This window comes from Kitasatospora sp. HUAS MG31 (assembly GCF_040571325.1).
Classification (GTDB): Bacteria; Actinomycetota; Actinomycetes; order Streptomycetales; family Streptomycetaceae; genus Kitasatospora; species Kitasatospora camelliae.
This window is the reverse complement of sequence record NZ_CP159872.1, coordinates 4,159,894-4,178,500: the sequence shown is the minus strand read 5'-3', so window position 1 is coordinate 4,178,500 and position 18,607 is coordinate 4,159,894. Positions and strand designations below refer to the sequence as shown.

General features: G+C 75.1%; 18 protein-coding genes, 1 tRNA gene and 1 riboswitch. Of the genes, 16 read left to right on the top strand and 3 right to left on the bottom strand.

Going from position 1 to position 18,607, the window contains the following annotated elements; all coding sequences use genetic code 11:
- Positions 1–66: 66 nt before the first annotated feature.
- The 5 genes from lhgO (at position 67) to ABWK59_RS18960 (ending at position 4,992) form a co-directional block, all read left to right on the top strand.
- Positions 67–1,302 (top strand): L-2-hydroxyglutarate oxidase, encoded by a 1,236-nt coding sequence (lhgO, locus tag ABWK59_RS18980; protein ID WP_354641784.1) that lies wholly within the window; start codon positions 67–69, stop codon positions 1,300–1,302.
- A gap of 56 nt (positions 1,303–1,358) precedes the next feature.
- Positions 1,359–2,189: a tRNA (guanosine(46)-N7)-methyltransferase TrmB gene (gene trmB / locus ABWK59_RS18975; RefSeq protein ID WP_354641783.1), complete on the top strand. Its 831-nt coding sequence runs from the start codon at positions 1,359–1,361 to the stop codon at positions 2,187–2,189.
- Positions 2,190–2,292: 103 nt separating this feature from the next.
- Positions 2,293–3,492, top strand: a complete 1,200-nt coding sequence (locus ABWK59_RS18970) for a PrsW family intramembrane metalloprotease (protein ID WP_354641782.1) — start codon at positions 2,293–2,295, stop codon at positions 3,490–3,492.
- A gap of 64 nt (positions 3,493–3,556) precedes the next feature.
- Positions 3,557–3,630 (top strand) — tRNA-Met (locus ABWK59_RS18965).
- A 447-nt stretch (positions 3,631–4,077) separates the two neighbouring features.
- Complete coding sequence (locus ABWK59_RS18960) at positions 4,078–4,992, top strand: hypothetical protein (RefSeq protein WP_354641781.1); 915 nt, start codon at positions 4,078–4,080, stop codon at positions 4,990–4,992.
- A 164-nt stretch (positions 4,993–5,156) separates the two neighbouring features.
- Here the strand turns inward: ABWK59_RS18960 and ABWK59_RS18955 are convergent, their stop codons facing one another.
- Entirely contained in the window at positions 5,157–5,897 is a 741-nt protein-coding gene (locus ABWK59_RS18955) for a sensor domain-containing protein (RefSeq protein WP_354641780.1), read from the bottom strand.
- Positions 5,898–6,039: 142 nt separating this feature from the next.
- On the bottom strand, positions 6,040–6,621 hold the full coding sequence (locus tag ABWK59_RS18950; protein ID WP_354641779.1) for a GNAT family N-acetyltransferase: 582 nt from the start codon (positions 6,619–6,621) through the stop codon (positions 6,040–6,042).
- Positions 6,622–6,671: 50 nt separating this feature from the next.
- Here ABWK59_RS18950 and ABWK59_RS18945 point away from each other — a divergent pair, with 50 nt between their 5' ends.
- Positions 6,672–7,490 carry a hypothetical protein gene (locus ABWK59_RS18945; protein WP_354641778.1) on the top strand — a complete coding sequence of 273 codons (819 nt, stop codon included), beginning with the start codon at positions 6,672–6,674 and terminating at the stop codon, positions 7,488–7,490.
- 61 nt (positions 7,491–7,551) lie between these two features.
- On the opposite strand, the gene ABWK59_RS18940 is transcribed toward ABWK59_RS18945, so the two are convergent.
- Positions 7,552–8,325 carry a M23 family metallopeptidase gene (locus tag ABWK59_RS18940; RefSeq protein ID WP_354641777.1) on the bottom strand — a complete coding sequence of 258 codons (774 nt, stop codon included), beginning with the start codon at positions 8,323–8,325 and terminating at the stop codon, positions 7,552–7,554.
- Between the two features lie 10 nt (positions 8,326–8,335).
- Positions 8,336–8,497, bottom strand: a riboswitch (cyclic di-AMP (ydaO/yuaA leader).
- Positions 8,498–8,753: 256 nt separating this feature from the next.
- Here ABWK59_RS18940 and ABWK59_RS18935 point away from each other — a divergent pair.
- The 10 genes from ABWK59_RS18935 to ABWK59_RS18890 all read left to right on the top strand — a co-directional run bounded on the left by ABWK59_RS18935 (position 8,754) and on the right by ABWK59_RS18890 (position 18,384).
- Positions 8,754–8,960 (top strand): hypothetical protein, encoded by a 207-nt coding sequence (locus ABWK59_RS18935; protein ID WP_354641776.1) that lies wholly within the window; start codon positions 8,754–8,756, stop codon positions 8,958–8,960.
- Positions 8,961–9,172: 212 nt separating this feature from the next.
- Positions 9,173–9,388, top strand: coding sequence for a hypothetical protein (locus tag ABWK59_RS18930; RefSeq protein WP_354641775.1), 216 nt, complete (start codon positions 9,173–9,175; stop codon positions 9,386–9,388).
- Positions 9,389–9,535: 147 nt separating this feature from the next.
- Positions 9,536–10,669, top strand: a complete 1,134-nt coding sequence (locus ABWK59_RS18925) for a PP2C family protein-serine/threonine phosphatase (protein ID WP_354641774.1) — start codon at positions 9,536–9,538, stop codon at positions 10,667–10,669.
- A 145-nt stretch (positions 10,670–10,814) separates the two neighbouring features.
- Complete coding sequence (locus ABWK59_RS18920; RefSeq protein ID WP_354641773.1) at positions 10,815–13,019, top strand: SpoIIE family protein phosphatase; 2,205 nt, start codon at positions 10,815–10,817, stop codon at positions 13,017–13,019.
- A gap of 164 nt (positions 13,020–13,183) precedes the next feature.
- Positions 13,184–14,572, top strand: a complete 1,389-nt coding sequence (locus ABWK59_RS18915; RefSeq protein WP_354645007.1) for a sensor histidine kinase — start codon at positions 13,184–13,186, stop codon at positions 14,570–14,572.
- Positions 14,556–14,969, top strand: a complete 414-nt coding sequence (locus tag ABWK59_RS18910; protein ID WP_354641772.1) for a roadblock/LC7 domain-containing protein — start codon at positions 14,556–14,558, stop codon at positions 14,967–14,969. Before ABWK59_RS18915 ends, ABWK59_RS18910 begins: the two co-directional genes overlap by 17 nt.
- The gene (locus ABWK59_RS18905) at positions 14,966–15,307 is read left to right on the top strand and encodes a DUF742 domain-containing protein (protein ID WP_354641771.1); all 342 of its coding nucleotides are present in this window, start codon (positions 14,966–14,968) and stop codon (positions 15,305–15,307) included. Before ABWK59_RS18910 ends, ABWK59_RS18905 begins: the two co-directional genes overlap by 4 nt.
- Positions 15,285–15,887, top strand: coding sequence for a GTP-binding protein (locus ABWK59_RS18900; RefSeq protein ID WP_354641770.1), 603 nt, complete (start codon positions 15,285–15,287; stop codon positions 15,885–15,887). The genes ABWK59_RS18905 and ABWK59_RS18900 overlap by 23 nt, the downstream gene beginning before the upstream one ends.
- On the top strand, positions 15,884–17,308 hold the full coding sequence (locus ABWK59_RS18895) for a cytochrome P450 (RefSeq protein ID WP_354641769.1): 1,425 nt from the start codon (positions 15,884–15,886) through the stop codon (positions 17,306–17,308). Before ABWK59_RS18900 ends, ABWK59_RS18895 begins: the two co-directional genes overlap by 4 nt.
- On the top strand, positions 17,305–18,384 hold the full coding sequence (locus ABWK59_RS18890) for a cytochrome P450 family protein (protein WP_354641768.1): 1,080 nt from the start codon (positions 17,305–17,307) through the stop codon (positions 18,382–18,384). Before ABWK59_RS18895 ends, ABWK59_RS18890 begins: the two co-directional genes overlap by 4 nt.
- Positions 18,385–18,607: the final 223 nt, after the last annotated feature.

The window sequence follows — 18,607 nt, the reverse complement described above, 5'->3', positions numbered from 1 at the left end:
GTTCGCCGGTTCCCCCGGGCCCGGGCGTGGAAGCATCGACCCCGGGGACGAGCGAAGGGGGCGAGCATGGCGTACGACGTCGACGTGCTGGTGGTGGGGGGCGGGATCGTGGGGCTCTCCACGGCGTACGCGCTGACCCGGGCCCGGCCCGGGCTGAGCGTGTGCGTGCTGGAGAAGGAGCCGGGTTTCGCCGCGCACCAGACCGGCCGCAACAGCGGGGTGATCCACAGCGGTGTCTACTACCGGCCGGGTTCGCTGAAGGCCCGGTACGCGACCGGGGGCGCCGCCGAGATGGTGGAGTTCTGCCGGGAGAACGGGATCCCGTACGAGGTGACGGGCAAGCTGATCGTGGCGACGGCGGCCGAGGAGCTGCCGCGGCTGGCGGCGCTGGCGGAGCGCGGCCGGGAGAACGGCATCCCGGTGACGGAGCTGGACGCGGCCGGCATCCGCGGGTACGAGCCGCAGGTGACGGGGGTGGCCGGGCTGCGCATCGGGACCACCGGGATCTGCGACTTCCCGGCGGTGGCCCGCCGGTACGCGGAGCTGGCCGGGGAGAAGGGGGCGGTGCTGCGGACCGGCAGCGAGCTGCGGGCGGTGGCGCGGCGCCGGGACGGGGTGACCGTGCAGACCTCCGGCGGCGAGCTGCGCTGCGGGGTGCTCGTGAACTGCGCGGGGCTGCACAGCGACCGGGTGGCCCGGATGGCCGGGGACGACCCGGGGGTGCGGATCATCCCGTTCCGCGGTGAGTACTACGAACTGGCGGAGCACCGCCGGGGGCTGGTCCGCGGCCTGGTGTACCCGGTGCCGGACCCGGCGTTCCCGTTCCTCGGGGTGCACCTGACCCGGGGCGTGCACGGCGACGTCCACGTCGGCCCGAACGCGGTGCCGGCGCTGGCCCGCGAGGGCTACGACTGGCGGACGGTCCGGCTGCGCGACCTGGTCGAGACGGCCCGGTTCCCGGGGACGTGGCAGATCGCCCGGCGGCACTGGCGGTACGAGGTGGGCGAGCTGCACCGGTCGCTGTCCAAGCGGGCGTTCACCGCGGCGGTGCGACGGCTGCTCCCGGCGGTGTCGGCGGCGGACCTGGTGCCGACCACGGCCGGGGTCCGGGCGCAGGCGGTGGCCAGGGACGGTTCGCTGCTGGACGACTTCGCCTTCGCCGGCTTCGACCCGGCGGACCCGTCCTCGCCGCGCCGGACGGTGCACGTGCTGAACGCCCCCTCGCCGGCGGCCACCGCCTCGCTGGGGATCGGCAGGGAGGTCGCCCGCCGGGCGCTGGCGGCCCTGGAGGCGGGGGGATGAGGAATGCGTCACGCCCGGGTCCGGCCCGTGGGCGGCGCCCGTAGACTGGGGCGATTGTGACTGCCTCTGCCCCGAGCCCCCAGCTGTCCCCGTCCGCCCGGCTCTCCGCCGCCCCGGCGGGGTTCCCCGCGCCGATGTACCCGCACAAGGCCACCGAGGCGCAGCACCGGGAGCGGCGGATCCGCAGCTTCCAGCCGCGCCGCGGCCGGATGACCAAGGCCCAGGCGGGTGCCCTGGACCGGGGCTGGGAGCGGTACGGCCTGGCGATCGACGGCACCCCGCTGGACCTGGCGGGGCTGTTCGGCGGGCTGCCGGTGACGCTGGAGATCGGCTTCGGGATGGGCGACACCACGGCCGCGATGGCCGCGGCCGACCCGTCCTCGGGCATCCTGGCCGCCGACGTGCACACCCCGGGCCACGGCAACCTGCTGCAGTTCCTGGAGCGGGACGGTTCCGAGAACGTCCGGCTGGCCGCCGGCGATGCGATCATCCTGCTGCGCGACATGCTGCCGGACGCCTCGCTGGCGGGGCTGCGGGTGTACTTCCCGGACCCGTGGCCGAAGCCGAAGCACCACAAGCGCCGGCTGATCCAGGAGTCTTTCCTGGAGCTGGTGCTGCCGCGGCTGGCGCCGGGCGCCCTGGTGCACTGCGCCACCGACTGGGAGCCGTACGCGGAGCAGATGGCCCGGGTGCTGTCGGCCTGCCCGGAGCTGGAGAACCTGCACCCGGAGGGTGACGGCTCCGGCTGGCTGGAGCCGGAGGAGCACCCGGCGGGCAGTGTGCCGGGGTACGCACCGCGGCCCGCGTGGCGTCCGATGACCAAGTTCGAGCGGGCCGGTCTGGCGAAGGGCCACGTGGTCCACGACCTGCTGTTCCGGCGGCGCTGAGCCGGTCCGGCCGGCTGACGGGCCGTCACCCCGGGTGATCGTCCGGACGCGGATCGCTCCGGTCCCTCCCCCGGAAGCGGCGGAGTCCCCTACGCTTTCGGGGGTGAGCAGCCCGTCGAGCGGGGCCGTCCCCACGGTGCCCGCCGCCGACCGCCCGCCCGCGCCCCCGGTCGGCACCCGGTCCGTCCCGCGGCCGCGGGCGCACCGGGCTGTGCGGCTGCTGCCCCGGCACACCTCCCGACAGGCCCGCGGTCTGCTGCGGCGGGCCCGGTCGCTGCGGCTGCCTGCCCTGTCCTCCGCGCTGGCGGCGTTCGCGCTGGCCGGCTGCGGGGTGCTGATACTCCGGCTGGTCCAGGCCCAGACCGGGACGACGGGCCTGCTGGTCGGCCTGGGGCTGGCGCTGCTGCCGCTGCCGTTCGTGCTGGGCGGGCTGGCCTGGCTCAACCAGACGGCCCGGGTGCCGGTGCGGCACACGGTGTTCTGCCTGGCCTGGGGGGCCTGCGCGGCGACCACCGTGGCGATCATGGCGAACGGCTGGGCCAGTGACTTCCTCATCGCGCACCAGGGCAGTGCGCGCGGCGAGACGCTGGGAGCGGAGTTCGCCACCCCGCTGATCGAGGAGACGGCCAAGGCCGCGGCGCTGCTGATCCTGCTGCTGCCGGTCCGCCGGCGGCTGCGCTGCCGGACCCGGCGGGGCCCGGGGCTGCTGCGCCGGGCGGCCGGGCGGCCACCGCGGGGGCCCGGCCGGACGCGGGTGGGACCCGGCCCGTCCCGGTACGTCCGGGCGGTGCCGCACGAGCGGCGGCGGGCCAGGTCAAGCCCGCGGACGCTGGCCGCCGGGACGGTCCTGGGCGGGCTCACCGCCTGCGGGTTCGCCTTCACCGAGAACGCCCTCTACCTCGGGCGGGCCTTCACCGCGGACCAGCAGGCCCGGCTGGACTCGATCGGCCTGGGCGAGGCGCCGAGCCTGCGGGACTTCGACGGCACCGTGCACACCTTCGTGCTGCGCGGCCTGCTGTCGCCGTTCGCGCACCCGCTGTTCACCGCACTGACGGGGCTGGGCCTGGCGCTCACCCTGACCACCGGGCGGCGCTGGCTGGCCCGGGTCGCCGCCCCGGCCGGCCTGCTGCTGTCGATGGCCCTGCACGGTGTCTGGAACGCGGCCGCCGGACTGGGCACGGACGGCTTCCTGCTGGTGTACGGGCTGCTGATGGTGCCGGCCTTCGCGCTGCTGGTGTGCTTCGCGGCGTGGGCGCAGACCCGGCGCTCCCGGCAGCCGGTCCGGGCCGTCGCCAGGTGCTGAGACCCGCTGGTCCGGATACCGATTTCCCTTCTGCGCGGCACTCACGTAGTGTGGTGTTCACCGACGCGGGGTGGAGCAGCTCGGTAGCTCGCTGGGCTCATAACCCAGAGGTCGCAGGTTCAAATCCTGTCCCCGCTACTCAGTGGCCGAAGGCCCGGAGGATCTTCCTCCGGGCCTTCGGTGCGTTTCGGGTGGAAAAACCCGTTGCCTCTCCGGAGTGGGCCTGCCTATGGTGGGCGCACACTGAAAGGAGGTGATCCTGAGTTGAGTTCCATCAGGATGCGTGAGGTGGCTGCTCGCTAGAGCCGCCCCTGCCCCGCAGGTAGTGGCCCGCAAGGCCCTCGGCGGAGGCGAATTCCCAGCAGTCACCCGGCCCGTGGTCTCACCGGTACATCCCCGGTGCCTCGGCCGCCGACCCCTCGGGGCCGGCGCCGAGGAAGCAGCCCACGGGCCGTCTGCTTTTCCCCTCCGGCGGGCAAGAGCCTTGTACCGGGGGGTTGTTGCGGCCCTGCCCGCCGGTGGCGCGGTCGGTGCGTACCGCTACAGTCGCCTGGGGTCGGGGGAGACGACGGGGAGGGCGGTTCGGTGGAGCTGGAGCGGGGCGGGGAGCCGGTACCGGCGGTGAAGATCGGGCTCGGCTGCGTGGTCGGGGCCGGGGTGCTCGGGCTGGTGCTGTACGCGCTGGCGGGGGACCACGGGGCGGCGGCGCTCGGCGGCGGGCTGATGGTGGCGGGGACCTTCGCGGTGGGCGGCGGGTTGCTCGGCTTCCTGTTCGGCATCCCGCGGCTGCTGACCAGCGGGGCGGCCGCGCGGCCGGACGACCAGGGCGCGACCTCCACGGCGGGCTACGCCCCGAACACCAACCTGGAGCAGGTCTCCGACTGGCTGACCAAGATCCTGCTCGGTGCGGGGCTGACCCAGATCGGGACCATCCCGCGCCGGCTGCGCCGGCTCGGGGAGGAGCTGGCGCCGGTGCTCGGCGGCGGCGAGGGGGCGGCCGCGTTCGCGGCGGCACTGGCGGTGTACTTCACGGTGCTCGGGTTCGTCGCCGGGTGGCTGCTGACCCGGCTGCTGCTGGCCCGGGCGCTGACCGCCGCGGACCGGCAGACCCTGGCCGACTCGGTGAACCAGACGGCGATAGCGGCCGCGGGGCTGGGCTTCAGCTCCGAGCAGGTGCGGACGCTCTTCGAGACCGGGGTGGAGGGCCTGCGGATCCAGGCGCTGGCCCTGCTGCAGGGTGCGCCGGACCGGAACAACCTCGATCTGATCATCACCGCGATCGACCGCCACCTGTCGCCGTTCGAGCTGCTGCAGGCGCTGCTGGCCGCCCGGGAGGCGGCCGCCCTGCCCGACCTGACCGCGCAGGAGCGGTCGGCGCTGCGGAAGGCGGTGGAGTACAAGACCCGCAACTCGCGGAACGTCCCGCCGTACTCGCGGCGGCGGTCGGTGGCCGAGGACATCCTCAGGCGGCTGCCGGCTCCGGCGGCGGCGACGGCCTGAGCGCTCCGGCCGGGCAGTTTCAGGGGCGTGCCCGCACGGAGCGCGCCGCGAGGTGACCAGCGGCTCCATCGGCGTGCTCCTCCGCGGCGGTCGGACGCCAGCCCCTCGGGCGGCGGGTCCATCGGACCACGGGCCCCCGCGGGCCGCACGCCGGCCGCAGGGGCTCAGCGGGCGCCGAGCAGGCCGCGGATCGCCAGCCGGTGCACGTTGGTGATGCCGCGGACCAGCTGCGGGGTGAGCAGCACCAGAGCGATGCCGATCAGCGAGACCGCGGCGATCTGCCAGGGCGCCTCGACGTAGTAGGCGTGGTGCCGGCCGGAGGCGGTGGTGTAGTCGAAGACCCGGTAGCCGGGCCAGTCGGTGAACCGGGCGAAGACCCAGTGGTAGGCCGGGTAGAGCGCGACCACCCAGCCGGTGAGCAGGAAGGTCACCGAGACGGTGAAGCCGAACACCCGCCACGGGAACATCAGCACCTGGTAGAGCACGGCCCGCCAGCCGGCCGGGTCCACCGCCCGGGCCACGACGCCGCCCCAGAAGCCGCGCCGGGTGGCCACCACCGGCGCGGGCGCGGTCACCTCCATCGCCAGCAGCCCGCGCGCCTGCTCGCGCTCCAGTGCGCCGAACCCGCGCGCGGCCGTCAGCAGCGCGGCGAGGACGGGCAGGCCGAGGGCGGTCACCAGCAGGCCGAGGCCCGCGCTGAACAGCACGGTGCAGACGGTGAACCCGGCCACTCCGACCGGCAGCCCGATCAGCGTGAAGGAGACCTCGCGGTAGGTGGCCGCCGAGAACGGCGCCCGCCAGAAGCCGGGCCGCCCCCGCACCGGCGCGGGCAGACCCCGGCAGGGAAGGCCGCCGGGGACGTCACCGGCGAGGTCGGCGGGGTGGAGCGGGCTGCTGGCGGCCATGGGGGTCTCCCGGGGTTCGGTCACTGCCGTCGTCGTCACCCCTCCACGGTGCCGCCGACCACCCCCCGGCCGGTATCCCGCCTGCCGCCGGATCCGGGGTGGGGTTGTCCCCACCCCCGTCCCCACCCCGGCCCACCCCCCGTCATCCCGTGCGCGGGGGGCTCCCGTTGACGACCGCCCACTCCGCGGCCAGCAGCGAGTACTGCAGGCTGTCCCGCCACTGGCCGCGCAGCCGGGTGTCCTCCCGGATCCGCCCCTCCAGCCGGAAGCCGGCCCGGGTGAGCACCCGGACCGAGGCGGTGTTGTCCGGGTCGACCCGGGCGGCCAGCCGGTGCAGGCCGAGCCGCTCGAAGCCGAACCCGCAGAGCAGGGCGGCGATCTCCCCCGCGTAGCCGAGGCCCCAGCGGTCGGGGCGCAGCGCGTAGCCGATCAGTCCGGCGGTCTCGCCGTCCCGGGTGAGTGCGGCCTGGCCGATCGGGACGGGGTCCCCGGCCTCGGCGCGCAGGGTGACGGCGAGCCGGTAGCAGCCGCGCGGGCGCTGTTCGGCCTCGTCGAGGTAGAGCTCGATCTGGTCGGCGCACTCCTCCTCGTCCCGCGGTCCGGCCGGCAGGAAGCGGCCGGCCACCGGGTCGCCGAGGACGGCGTACAGGGCCTCGGCGTCCTCGGGGGTCTGCCGGTACTCGCGGAGGATGAGGCGCGGGCCGGTCAGCCGTACGTGCTCCATGCCGCCCGACCCTACCGCCGGGGTGGCCCGGGACCGGCTAACGTACCTGCGTGAACGACGAAGACCTGCAGCTCATCCCCCGTACCAGGACCGACGAGCTGCTCGCCTGGGCAGCGCAGCGGGAACTGCCCGCGGTGGACGGCGCGGCGCTGCGGGCGGTGCTGGCGCTGCTGGAGCTGGGCGGCGCCCGGATGCACGACGGCTACCCGGAGCTGACCTCGCCCGCCGTGGAACAGCTGCTCTACCAGCAGCTGCACCTGTACGTGCAGCCCGTGGCGGAGCCGGAGGCGTACGGCGCGGCGGTGGGGCTGCTGATCGAGCATCAGCGGGAGGCCCGGCGGCTGAACGCCAAGCGCCGGCAGCGGCTGCACGAGGAGGCCGAGTGGCAGGGCGAGGTGCTCTGCGGGCTGCTGCGCCGGCCGGACCTGCTGACCTGGCCGCGGCTGTACGCCCTGCTGCTGCGGGCGGACGGCGTGGCGGTGGAGGACCCGGCGGCGGTGCGCGGCTGGCTGGACGGCTTCCGGGAGCTGACGGCCGGGCAGCGGCTGGCCGCGTACGAGGCGGTGCCGGGGGTGGATCCGGACGGCGGCTGGGACGCCGGGCGGGTGCTGCTGGTCGGGATGGCCTCGGACGGTGCGCGGCGGCTGCTGGAGCAGGGGCTGATGCGGCGCAGCTACCGCAACCTGGCCGCGCTGACGGCGCTGGGGCGGCCGATGCCGGAGGAACTCGCCGGGGACTTCGAGGGGTTCGAGGCGGCGGTGGCGGCCGAGGCGCTGCGGCTGTGCGGGGAGTGGACGGTGCCGGGGCTGCCGGAGCTGCTGGTGGCGGAGTACCCGGACCTGGCGCCGGAGGACACCTCGGCCTGGTGACCGGCCCCGGGACCGCTCGCGGAGGGTGCGGCGCGGGCCGCACCCACCGGCGGAGGGTGGATCAGGGGTTGAGGCCGTGGGCGCGGAGCCAGGGCTCCGGGTCGACCGGGGCGCCGCCGCCCGGGCGGACCTCCATGTGGAGGTGCGGGCCGGTGACGTTGCCGGTGGCGCCGACGGCGCCGATCACGGTGCCGGCCTGGACCTGGCCGGAGGACTTGGCGATCCGGGAGAGGTGGCAGTACCAGATCTCGGTGCCGTCGGGCAGCGTCTCGATGACCCGGTAGCCGTAGGAGCCGGACCAGCCGGCCGAGGTGATGGTGCCGGCGCCGAGCGCGGTGACCTTGGTGCCGGTCGGGGCGGCGAAGTCCATGCCGGTGTGCAGGTGGGCCCAGTGCACGCCGGACTGGCCGTAGTGCGCGGTGAGCTCGTAGTCGGCGACCGGGAGGGCGAGGGCGCGCTGGCGCTCGGCCTCCTGGGCGGCGCGCTTGGCCTGCGCCTCCTGGGCGGCGGCGATGCGCGCGTTCTCCTCGGCGGCGGTGCGCTGGCTGTCGGCCTGCTGCTGGATCCGGGCGGCCAGGGCGAGGCCCGGGTCGGCGGACAGGACGCTCTCGGAGGCCTCGTCGGGGGAGGCGACGGAGGGAGCCTGGGCGGTGGCCGACGGGGCCGCGGCGAAGGCGGTGGCGCCGAGGGCGGCGGTCATCGCGGTCACGCCGAGCAGCGGTGCGCTGCCGCGCGACTGGCGCGGCATCCGGTGACGGGCCCCTTCGGGCTCCGCCGGGTGCTCCAGCACCTGGGTACCGGCGGTGGTGCTCGTCTCCGAGTAGGTCGACGCCACGGAGGCGCACTCCTTCCTTCCCTCTCGCCGACCGGGTTAGCTGACGGGTTCGGAGGTGGAAGGTCTCCTACGGTCAGGCCTGGACCTGACCGATTCACCCCGGTGGAACGGTGGTTCCCCGGCTCCCGACCCGCCGGTGAGGCGGGCCTGAAGGATTAGGCGATGGCGCACGGTGCCGCTTGGTTGCGGCGTTGCCGACCGCGCTGCGTTATCAAACGTTAATGCTATGGCCCCTCGGATTCCAAGCGGCTCAGGAGAGGCAATCACAAAAGCCTGACGCATGGTGGGCGATTTGTGATGATTGGCCAGATCGGGTGTCACCGACGGTGACGGGACGGTCGGGGTTGCGTACCGGCCGGGCCCCGCATCGCGACCGAGCCGTGACCTCGGGGCCGTGACCTCGGGGCCGCTGCGGCGTTGGTCCCGGCATGAAGAAGCGAAGCATCCTCGCGTTTGCCTCCCTCGCCGTCGGCGTGGTGGCCTCGCTCACCGCCCCCAGCGCCGCCCACGCCTCCGAGCCGGCGCTCGGCGGTCTCGCCCCCGACGGAGTGTCGGCTCCGGACCTGCCGGTGGACACCGCGGTCTCGGGCTCGGTCGGCACCGACCTGCCGGACCTCCCGCAGCTGCCCGCGTAGCGAGCCGACGGAGGGGGCCGCCCGGCGGGCGGGGCGGCCCCCGTCCGCACCCGACGTGACCGCTGTCACCGCCGCTCGCGGAGATTCGACCCGCGCGACCCGTAACACGGAGCCGCCCCCGGGGAGTCATTCCACCGGGGTGCGCCGGGCCGGCGCGCGCCCCCTCGGAGGAGACGAGCGGAGCCGGGCCAGAAGCACGGAGGTCGCACACCATGACTCAGGCGGCGCAGCGCGGCGGGAGCACCACCGCGTTCCTCCCTACCAGGCACCACCTCGCCGAGCCCCGCGTCCCGGCCGCGCGTCGCCGCCCCGACCGGTCGGCGGCCCGGATCGCCCGCCGCGCGCTGGCGGTGTTCACCGGGATGCGGCTGCTGCGGCCGGTCCCCTCCCCGTCCGAGACCCCGCAGGACTGGTACGAGGGCCACTGACCCGGCCCGGTGCCGGCCGGGCCGACCTGGTCGGCGGCGGAGTCCGACATTCGGGTACCGACCGGACATCCGGCGTAGATTGGCGCTGGAACCAGCGGATGGTCAGCGGATGGCCAGTGGCCTGACCCGAGTCTCGGCGGAGGATCCGTGCCGGCAGTCACGACGGTCGCCCGGCGGTCGGCCGCAGTGCTGCGGCGCGGCGCCGTCGGCCGCTGGCTGAGCCGGTTGCTGGACGGTGATCCGTTCGCCGAGCGGGCGGCGTTGGCGCTGCTGGTGGTGTTCGCCCTGGCGCTGACCTTGCTGGCGATCCGGGAGCCGGACCTCTGCCCGCCCTCGGCGCTGGTCTTCCCGCTGGTGCTCGGCGGGTACGTGCTGCACACCCGGCGGCAGTACCTGTTGATCGGCGTCCTGGCCGCCTGTCTGGCGGCGGACAGCCTGCTGCGCGAGCCGCGTGGGCTGCGGCTCGGCGCGGTGCTGGTGGTCGGCGGGGCGGCGCTGATCGTGCTGCTGACCTCCCGTCACCGCACCCGGTTGGGGCTGCGCGGGACGCGCGGGGACTCGATGCTGCTGGAGCTGTCCGAGCGGTCGCGGGCGCTCGGCAAGCTGCCGGAGGGGCTGCTGGACTGGCGGCTCCACCAGGCGCTGATCCCGGCCGGCGGCGCGCTGTTCTCCGGGGACTTCCTGCTCTCGGCGCACCGGCAGGAGCAGGACCTGCTGGAGGTGGTGCTGGTCGACGTGTCCGGCAAGGGCAATCGGGCGGCGGCGCGGTCGATGCACCTGTCCGGGGCGTTCGCGGTGCTGCTGGGCTCGGTGCCGCCGGAGCACTTCCTGCCGACCGCCAACGACTACCTGGCCCGGCTGGACTGGGAGGACGGCTTCGCCACCGCCGTCCACCTGGCGCTGCGCCCCTCCGACGGCCGGTACGAGTTGTTCAGCGCCGGCCATCCGCCGGCCGGGCAGTACCGGCGGGCCGGCGGGGGCAGCTGGCTGCGGGTGGATCCCGGCGGGCCGGCGCTCGGCCTGCTGCCGGGGGTGCCGTACACGCCCGCGCACGGGCGGCTGGACCTGGGGGACGCGCTGCTGCTGTACAGCGACGGTCTGGTGGAGGTGCCGGGGGAGGACATCGACGAGGGGATCGAGCGGCTGCTGGAGGAGGCGGGCCCGCTGCTGCGGTACGGCGGGCGGGTCGATCCGGCGGCGGAGCTGCTGCGGAGGGTGGCGGCCGACGTTCCGGACGACCGCACGGTGGTGGTGGTCCGGCGGCTCGGCGCCGGGTCCTGAGCCCTCCCGCACGGCCCGCGGCGGGCCCGGGCGGAGCCGGCCGGCGCACGACCCGGCCGGGCGTTCGATTCCTCCCTAAGATGGACGGAACTGGTGAGCGCTCCGCGCAGGACGGCGGCATGAGCGAAAGGCCGGGTGAGCGTGCATGGATCTTGCCTCGGACCGCCCTGCCACCCGCACCGAGATGCGCTGCGTCCGGTTGCTGCTGCGCTGCTCCGGCGCCGCCGAGCTGCTCGGGACCCTGCTCGCCGAGGGCCCGACCTGGATCACCGGCGAGGGGTCCGCGCTCTACCTGCTGGACGGCGACGGCATGCTCCGGCTGGCGGCCTCGCACGGCCTGCCGGACTGGGCTCACGAGCGGTACGGCCTGGTCGACCCGGACGGCGACCTGCCCGCGGCGCTGGCCCTGCGCCGCCGCGAGCCGGTGCTGCTCAGTCCGCAGCAGACCGGCACCGACTACCCGGACACCAACGTGGGCCGCGGCACCGGGCTGGTCGCCCTGGCGGTGCTGCCGCTGATCGTGGACGGCTCGGCGCTGGGCTCGCTGGCGCTGGCCCTGGCGCACCGGGGCACGGTGCCGCGGCGCGACCTGGACACCCTGGAGACCCTGGCGGAGGCCTGCGCCCACCGGCTGTCCCACCTGATCGACCACGTCCACGCGGCCGGGACGGTGCCGGAGGGCATCCGGGCCGGGTCGCACCCGGTCGAGCAGCCGCTGCTGTCGCTGGCGGTGAAGGCGGCCGGGGCGGGCGCCTTCGAGCGCGACCTGGTCACCGGGGAGACCACCTGGGACGCCCGGGTGTACGAGGTCTTCGGCCTGGTCCGGTCGGCCGACCGGGCCGGGCCGGCCCCCGACCCGACCCGGCTGGTCCACCCCGAGGACCTGCCCGACCTGCAGGCCGCGACGGCCGACGCGCTGGCCGCCGGCGGGCCGTACCGGCTGGCGTACCGGGTGGTGCGGCCGGACGGCGGGGTCACCCGGGTGGCGGAGTGGGGCGAGGTGATGCTCGACCTGCACGGCCGTCCGGTGCGGGTCGCGGGGCTGCTGGCCGAGCTGGGCCGGGCCGGGCCGCCCGGGGCGCGGCCGGAGCGCCGGTTGGCCGACGCGACCGCGGGGGCCCGTTCCGCGCTGCTGCTGGCGCTCACCCGGGCGCTGTCCCGGGCGGTCACCGTCCGGGACGTGACCACGGCGCTCACCGACGTGGCCCGGCCGGCCCTGGGCGCGGCCAGCGTGGTGCTGGACCTGGTCGACGAGGGCCGGCTGCTGCCGGTCTCCCCCGCGGTCTACGGCGGCCCGTACCGCAACGAGCTGAACCGGCTGCACGAGCTGTCGGCGGGCGTGATGCGCCGTGCGCTGGCCCGGTCCACCCCGCTGTTCAGCGATCCCGGCCGGGCGGCCGGGGGCGGGCCGCCGGCCCCGTCGTCATGGGCGGTGCTGCCGTTGGTGGCCTCCGGCCGCCAGGTCGGGTCCTGTCTGATCACCTTCGGCACCGAGCGGGTGTTCAGCCGGGAGGACCGGACGATGTACTCGGCGTTCGCCGGCATCCTGGCCCAGTCGCTGGAACGCGCCCGGCTCTACGACACCCACCACCACCGGGCCTCCGAGTTGCAGCGGGCGATGCTGCCGCGCACCCTCCCCCGGCTGGCCGGGGTGCTCTCCGCCGCCCGCTACCTGCCGAGCACCGAGGGCATGCAGATCGGCGGCGACTGGTACGACCTGCTGCGGCTGCCGGACGGCGGGGTCGGGCTGGTGATCGGGGACGTCCAGGGGCACAACGCCGAGGCCACCGCGGTGATGGGGCAGCTCCGCAGCGGGCTGCGGGCGTACGCCACCGACGGGAACGACCCGGCCGCCACCCTGGCCAGGACCAGCCGGCTGCTGGCCGAGCTGGACACCGAGCTGTTCGCCACCTGCCTGTACCTGACCCTGGACCCGGGCAGCGGCCGACTGCGGGCCGCCCGGGCCGGGCACCCGCAGCCGGTGCTGCTCTCCGGCGGCAAGGCCCGGGAGCTGGAGGTGGCCGGCGGCCCGCCGCTCGGTGTGGATCCGGCCGTCCGGTACCCGCTGGAGGAGGGCCGGCTGGCGGCCGGGGAGACGCTGCTGGCGTACACCGACGGGCTGGTGGAGGAGCGGGACGAGGACTACGACGAGTCGCTGCAGCGGATGCTGGGCAGCCTGGAGCTGTGGGCGCGGCGGACCGGCGACCCCGGCGCGGACGGGCCGGACGCCGGACCGGAGTCGGGGCTGGAGCGGCTGGCCGACCTGCTGACGCTGAACGCGACGGAACGGCACTCGCTGCCGGACGATGTGGCGATCCTCCTGCTGTACCGCCTGGCCTCCGCGGACTGACCAACATCACTGCAGGTGGCGGCACTTGGCGAACCCGACGAACCGTCAGGTATTTTTCAGGAAGCCTTCAGCTTACCCGCCAGTTTCTGTCGGATTCAGGTCATTTGAGTCTGAATCCGTTCACACGAACATAGGATCATCACCCTAGAATTCGCGGCGTGACGATGACTCAGTGGTGCGGAGCGGCAGCCGGTCTTCTCTCCGTCCTCTCGCTCCTGACCGCCGCGAGGTACCGCGCCGTCACCGCCACACTCCGCGAACGGCTCGCCGACGGGCAGCGGGAGAACGACCTGCTGCGGGCCCGGCTGGAGGCCGAACTGGCCGACCGCAGCGCCGAGAACAGAGCCGTCCAGCACGAGCAGGAGCTCAACGCCGCCACCCGTCGCGCCTTCCTCAGCGTGGCCCGCCGGATCCTGGTGATGGCCCACGACCAGCAGGCCGGGCTGGACGAGATGGAGCGCACCCACGACGACCCGGCCCTGCTGGAGGGGCTGCTCAAGGCCGACCACGCCGCCGCCCAGCAGGCCCGGCTGGCGCAGACCCTGGCCGTGCTCTGCGGCGCCAGGGCGGGCCGGCACTGGCCCGAGCCGGTCCCGCTGGAGGACGTGGTGCGCGGTGCCCAGTCCCGCATCCTGCCGTTCCAGCGGGTGGTGGTGCGCAGCCGGATCGAGACCGCGGTGGTGGGTGCGGCCGCCGAGGCGCTGATCCACGCGGTCGCCGAGCTGCTGGACAACGGCACCCGGTACTCGCCGCCCAGCACCCAGGTGTTCGTCACGCTGATGCCGGTGCACAACGGCGTGGTGATCGAGATCGACGACTGCGGGGTCGGGATGTCCGAGACCTCGCTGGAGCGGGCCGCCGCGGCGCTGGCGGGCGACGGCACGCTGGAGGTGTCCCGGCTCGGCGAGGTCCCGCAGCTGGGTCTGGCCGCGGTCGGCCGGCTGGCCGCGCAGTACGGCTTCCGGGCCACCCTGAGCTCGGCGCCCTCGCCGTACGGCGGGGTGCGGGTGGTGGTGCTGCTGCCCAACGATCTGCTCACCGAGCCGCTACCGGCCGGTGCGGGGTCGGTGTCCGCCCTGCCCACCGTGCCGACCCAGTCGCCGGTGCGGCCCACGCCGTCGGCCCACGTCCAGCGCTCCGCCCCCGTTCCCCCCGCCGCCCCTTCCGCGCCGCTCGCGCCTGCGGGACCGGCCGCGCCCGCCGCACCGTTCGTGCCCCCGGCCGCCGAACGGCCGCGGGAGCGGGCGGCGGAGCGGCCCGTCGAGCGGCCGGTGGAACGCCCTGCGGAGGCGCCCCCGGCCGGTCCCGCGGGCCTGCCCCGCCGCACCAACCGGCGGCCGGCCGACCCCACGCCCCGCCGCACCGCCACCGTCTCCGGCGGCGGTGCCACGCCGCCGCGCTCGGCCCGGGAGGCGCAGGCCTTCATGGCGCTGTTCCAGGCCGGTACCGCCAGCGGCCGGTCCGCCGCCCGCCGGCAGCAGAACGACGAACCTTTCCCCGCTTCCCCCCAACTTCCCCAGCGCTCGGGAGACTTCAATGACCACCAATCCTGATCTCGGCTGGCTGCTGACGGACATCGTCACCGTCCCCGAGGTGCAGCACGCCGTCGTGGTGTCCAGCGACGGGCTGGAGATCGGCCGCAGCGAGCGGATCGGCCGGGACGACGCCGAACGGCTGGCCGCCGCCTGCTCGGGCCTCCAGTCGCTGGCCCGCGGGGTGGCCCAGGGGTTCGGCGGCCGGCACAGCGCGACCCGGCAGATCATCATCGAGTACGGCGGCGGCTACCTGTTCGTGGTGGCCGCGGGGACCGGTGCGCACCTGGCCGTGGTGACCGGGGAGTCCGTGGACGCCGGCCTGGTGGCGTACCAGATGCAGATGCTGGTGGAGCGGATCGGCGCCCACCTGACCAGCCCGCCGCGGTTCGACCACGCGGCGGAGGACCTCCGGTGAGCGGGCCGGTCCGGCCGTACGTGATCACCGGCGGGCGCAGCAGGTCCAGCCGGGAGGTGCTGGCCGTGGAGAGCCTGGTGGCCGCCGTCCCGGGGGCCGCGCCGACCGGTGACGCGGTCAACCGGGAGCACCTGGCGATCACCGCGCTGTGCGGCCGGCTGCTGTCGGTGGCCGAGATCGCGGCCCATCTGAGGCTGCCGATCAGCGTGGTGAAGGTCCTGGTCGGCGATCTGTGGGGGCTGGGTGCCGTCCAGGTGCTGCCGCCGGCGCCGCGCACCGATCGGCTGCCCACCGCGCTGCTGGAGGAGGTGCTCGTTGGACTCCGGCAACTCCGCTGAGCCGTCGTACCTGCCGCCCACCGTGCAGGGGGCGGTGAAGATCCTGGTCACCGGCCCGTTCGGGGTGGGGAAGACCACCCTGGTCGGCTCGCTCAGCGAGATCACCCCGCTGCGGACCGAGGAGACCATGACCACGGCCGGCGCCGGGGTGGACGACCTGGCCGGGGTGCCGGACAAGACCACCACCACGGTGGCGCTGGACTTCGGCCGGATCACGCTCAACCCGCGCCTGGCGCTGTACCTGTTCGGCACGCCGGGCCAGCAGCGGTTCTGGCCGCTGTGGGAGGACCTGTCGCGCGGCGCGTTGGGGGCGATCGTGCTGGTCGACACCCGCAGGATCGAGGAGAGCTTCGAGGTGATGGGGCAGTTGGAGGAGCAGCGGATCCCGTTCGCGGTGGCCGTCAACCGCTTCCCGGACACCCCGGGCCACCCGGAGGAGGAGCTGCGGTCCGCGCTGGACCTGCTGCCCGAGGTCCCGATCCTGCACTGCGACGCCCGCAGCCGCGCGGACGCCTACGACGTGCTGATCGACTTCGTGGACCACCTGCTCGCCACCGCCGTCCTGGAGCTGCAGCCATGACCACTCCCCCGCCGGAGCTGGCCGTGGTGCCGCCGCCGGGCTGCCCCGCGCACGTCCCCAGCACCGCCCTGACGCCGCTGTACGGCCCACCGGTGGCCGAGGACCCGCACGGCCTGTACGCGCGGCTGCGGGCCCGGTACGGCGCGGTGGCGCCGATCGAGCTGGAGCCGGGGGTGGAGGCCTGGCTGGTGCTGGGCTACCCGGAGCTGCTCGAACTCACCCGCAACGAGCAGCTGTTCTCGAAGGACTCGCGGCGCTGGCGGGTGCCGTTGGAGGGCCGGCTGCGGCCGGATTCGCGGCTGCTGCCGATGACCTCCTGGCGGCCGACCCTGCTCAGCCTGGACGGCGCCGAGCACCAGCGGCTGCGGGCAGCGGTCTCGGAGACGCTGGCGCGGATCGACCAGCGGCAGCTGCGGGAGACCACCGAGGCGGCCGCCGACGCGCTGATCGACAGCTGGGGCCCGGACGGCACGGCCGATCTGATCGCCCAGTACGCCCGGCAGTTGCCGCTGCTGGTGTTCACCCGGCTGCTGGGTCTGCCGGTCTCGGCGGGGCCCCGCCTGGTCGAGCTGATCAGCCACTTCGTGGACAGCAGCGACAAGTCGGTGCCGGCGAACGCCGAGTTCCAGGCGATCCTGGCCGACCTGGTGCGCAGCCGGCGGGAGCGGCCGGGGGCCGACCTGACCTCCTGGCTGCTGGCGCACCCGGCGGGGATGACCGACGAGGAGGCGGTGCACCACCTGGTGGTGATCCTGGTCGCGGGCAACGAGACGACGATCAACTGGACCGGGAACACGCTGCGGCTGCTGCTGACCGACCGCCGGTTCCGGGCCACCCTGACCGGGGGCCGGCTGACCGTCTCGGACGCGCTGGAGGAGGTGCTGTGGCGGGATCCGCCGACGCAGAACTTCCCCGGCCGCTGGGCGACCAGCGACACCGTGCTGGGCGGCCAGTACATCAGCGCGGGCGACATGCTGGTGCTCGGCCTGGCCGCGGCCAACGCGGACCCGTCGGTGCAGTCCCCCGAGGGGCTGGCCGGGAACCGGGCGCACCTGGCCTGGGGTGCCGGGCGGCACGTCTGCCCGGCGCAGCACCCGGCCCGGCTGATCGTCGAGACGGCGGTGGAGACCCTGCTGCACCGACTGCCGGACCTCCAACTCGCCGTGCCGGCGCACGAGCTGACCTGGCGGCCGTCGCCCTGGTCGCGGGCGCTCACCTCGCTGCCGGTGCTGTACAGCGCGTTCACCCCGCCCCGAGCCTCCGTCCCGGAAAGGTCGCCATGGTCACCACGTCCGACTCCCTCGTCCCGGTTCGACTCGATCCCTTCGGCCGTCACCAGCACGCCGAGAACGCCCGACTCCGGGACGCCGGGCCGGCGGTCCTGGTGGAACTCCCTGGCGGGGTGGTGGTGTGGGCGGTGACCCGGCACGACACCCTGCAGGAGGTGCTGGCCGATCCGCGGGTGGGCAAGGACGCCCGGCTCTGGGACACCTTCCGGGAGGGCCGGCTGCCCGAGGGCTGGCCGCTGATCAACTTCGTGACGGTGCCGGGTATGGTGACCGCCGACGGCGCGGACCACCGGCGGCTGCGCGGCCTGGTGTCGCAGGCGTTCACGCCGCGCCGGGTGGCCGAGCTGGCCCCGGCGGTGGAGGCCCGGGCCGCGGAGCTGCTGGACGCGATGGCGGGCCTGGAGGGCGCCTTCGACCTGCGCCGGCACTTCGCGTACCCGCTGCCGATGTGGGTGATCGGCCGGCTGCTGGGGCTGGCGCCGGAGCAGCAGGACGAGTTGCACGAGCTGTCCGACACGCTGGTGAGCAGTTCGGCGACGCCCGAGGCGGCGGTGGCGGCGCAGCGGGGGCTGTTCGGGCTGCTGGGGTCGGTGGTGGCGGCGAAGCGGGCGGAGCCGGGGGACGATCTGACCTCGGATCTGATAGCGGCCCGCGAGGAGGGCGACCGGCTGTCCGAGCAGGAGCTGGTGGGCACGCTGCTGCTGATGCTGGTGGCCGGGCACGAGACCACGCTCAACCTGATCACCAACGCGGTCCGGGCGCTGCTGGCGCACCCTGAGCAGCTGGAGGCGGTGCTCTCCGGGCGGGTGCCGTGGTCGGCCGTGGTGGAGGAGACGCTGCGGTACGACTCGCCGGTGGGGCAGTTCCCGCTGCGGTACGCGGTGGAGGACATCCGGGTCGGGTCGGTGCTGATCCGGCGGGGTGAGGCGCTGCTGGCCTCGTACGCGGCGGCGGGCCGGGACGGTTCGCACTACCCGGACGCGGACCGGTTCGACGTGACCCGGCAGCCGGTCAGGCACCTGTCGCTGGGACACGGGCCGCACTTCTGCCTGGGGTCGGGGCTGGCCCGGCTGGAGGCGGAGATCGCGCTGCGCGGGCTGTTCACCCGGTACCCGAAGCTGTCGGTGGCGGTGGAGGAGCCGGCGCCGGAGCCGATCGCCTCGTTCGTCAGCAACAGTGTGCGCACGCTGCCGGTGCTCCTCGGCTGAGCTGCCCGAGGGTCTGAGGGTCTTGAGAGCCGGAATGCGGCGAGGCCCGGTGCTCCCGGCGTTTCCGCTGGGGGCACCGGGCCTCGACCGGTGTGGAGCGCCAGGCCCGGGTTGAACGGACTCTCCCCACTGAAAGTGGGACGTGCTCCGGTAGCACCACTGACGCGTGTTCGGGAGGTTTCCCTCTCGACATGAGAAACAGTATCAGACCTGGGGCTTTGCT

Excerpts from the sequence above, each read along its gene's own strand:
- lhgO (WP_354641784.1), top strand. The coding sequence starts at position 67 with ATGGCGTACGACGTCGACGTGCTGGTGGTGGGGGGCGGGATCGTGGGG.
- ABWK59_RS18955 (WP_354641780.1), bottom strand. The coding sequence starts at position 5,897 with ATGGCCGCCAGCAGCCCGCTCCACCCCGCCGACCTCGCCGGTGACGTC.
- ABWK59_RS18950 (WP_354641779.1), bottom strand. The coding sequence starts at position 6,621 with ATGGAGCACGTACGGCTGACCGGCCCGCGCCTCATCCTCCGCGAGTAC.
- ABWK59_RS18935 (WP_354641776.1), top strand. The coding sequence starts at position 8,754 with ATGAAGAAGCGAAGCATCCTCGCGTTTGCCTCCCTCGCCGTCGGCGTG.
- ABWK59_RS18930 (WP_354641775.1), top strand. The coding sequence starts at position 9,173 with ATGACTCAGGCGGCGCAGCGCGGCGGGAGCACCACCGCGTTCCTCCCT.
- ABWK59_RS18920 (WP_354641773.1), top strand. The coding sequence starts at position 10,815 with ATGGATCTTGCCTCGGACCGCCCTGCCACCCGCACCGAGATGCGCTGC.
- ABWK59_RS18915 (WP_354645007.1), top strand. The coding sequence starts at position 13,184 with ATGACTCAGTGGTGCGGAGCGGCAGCCGGTCTTCTCTCCGTCCTCTCG.
- ABWK59_RS18910 (WP_354641772.1), top strand. The coding sequence starts at position 14,556 with ATGACCACCAATCCTGATCTCGGCTGGCTGCTGACGGACATCGTCACC.
- ABWK59_RS18895 (WP_354641769.1), top strand. The coding sequence starts at position 15,884 with ATGACCACTCCCCCGCCGGAGCTGGCCGTGGTGCCGCCGCCGGGCTGC.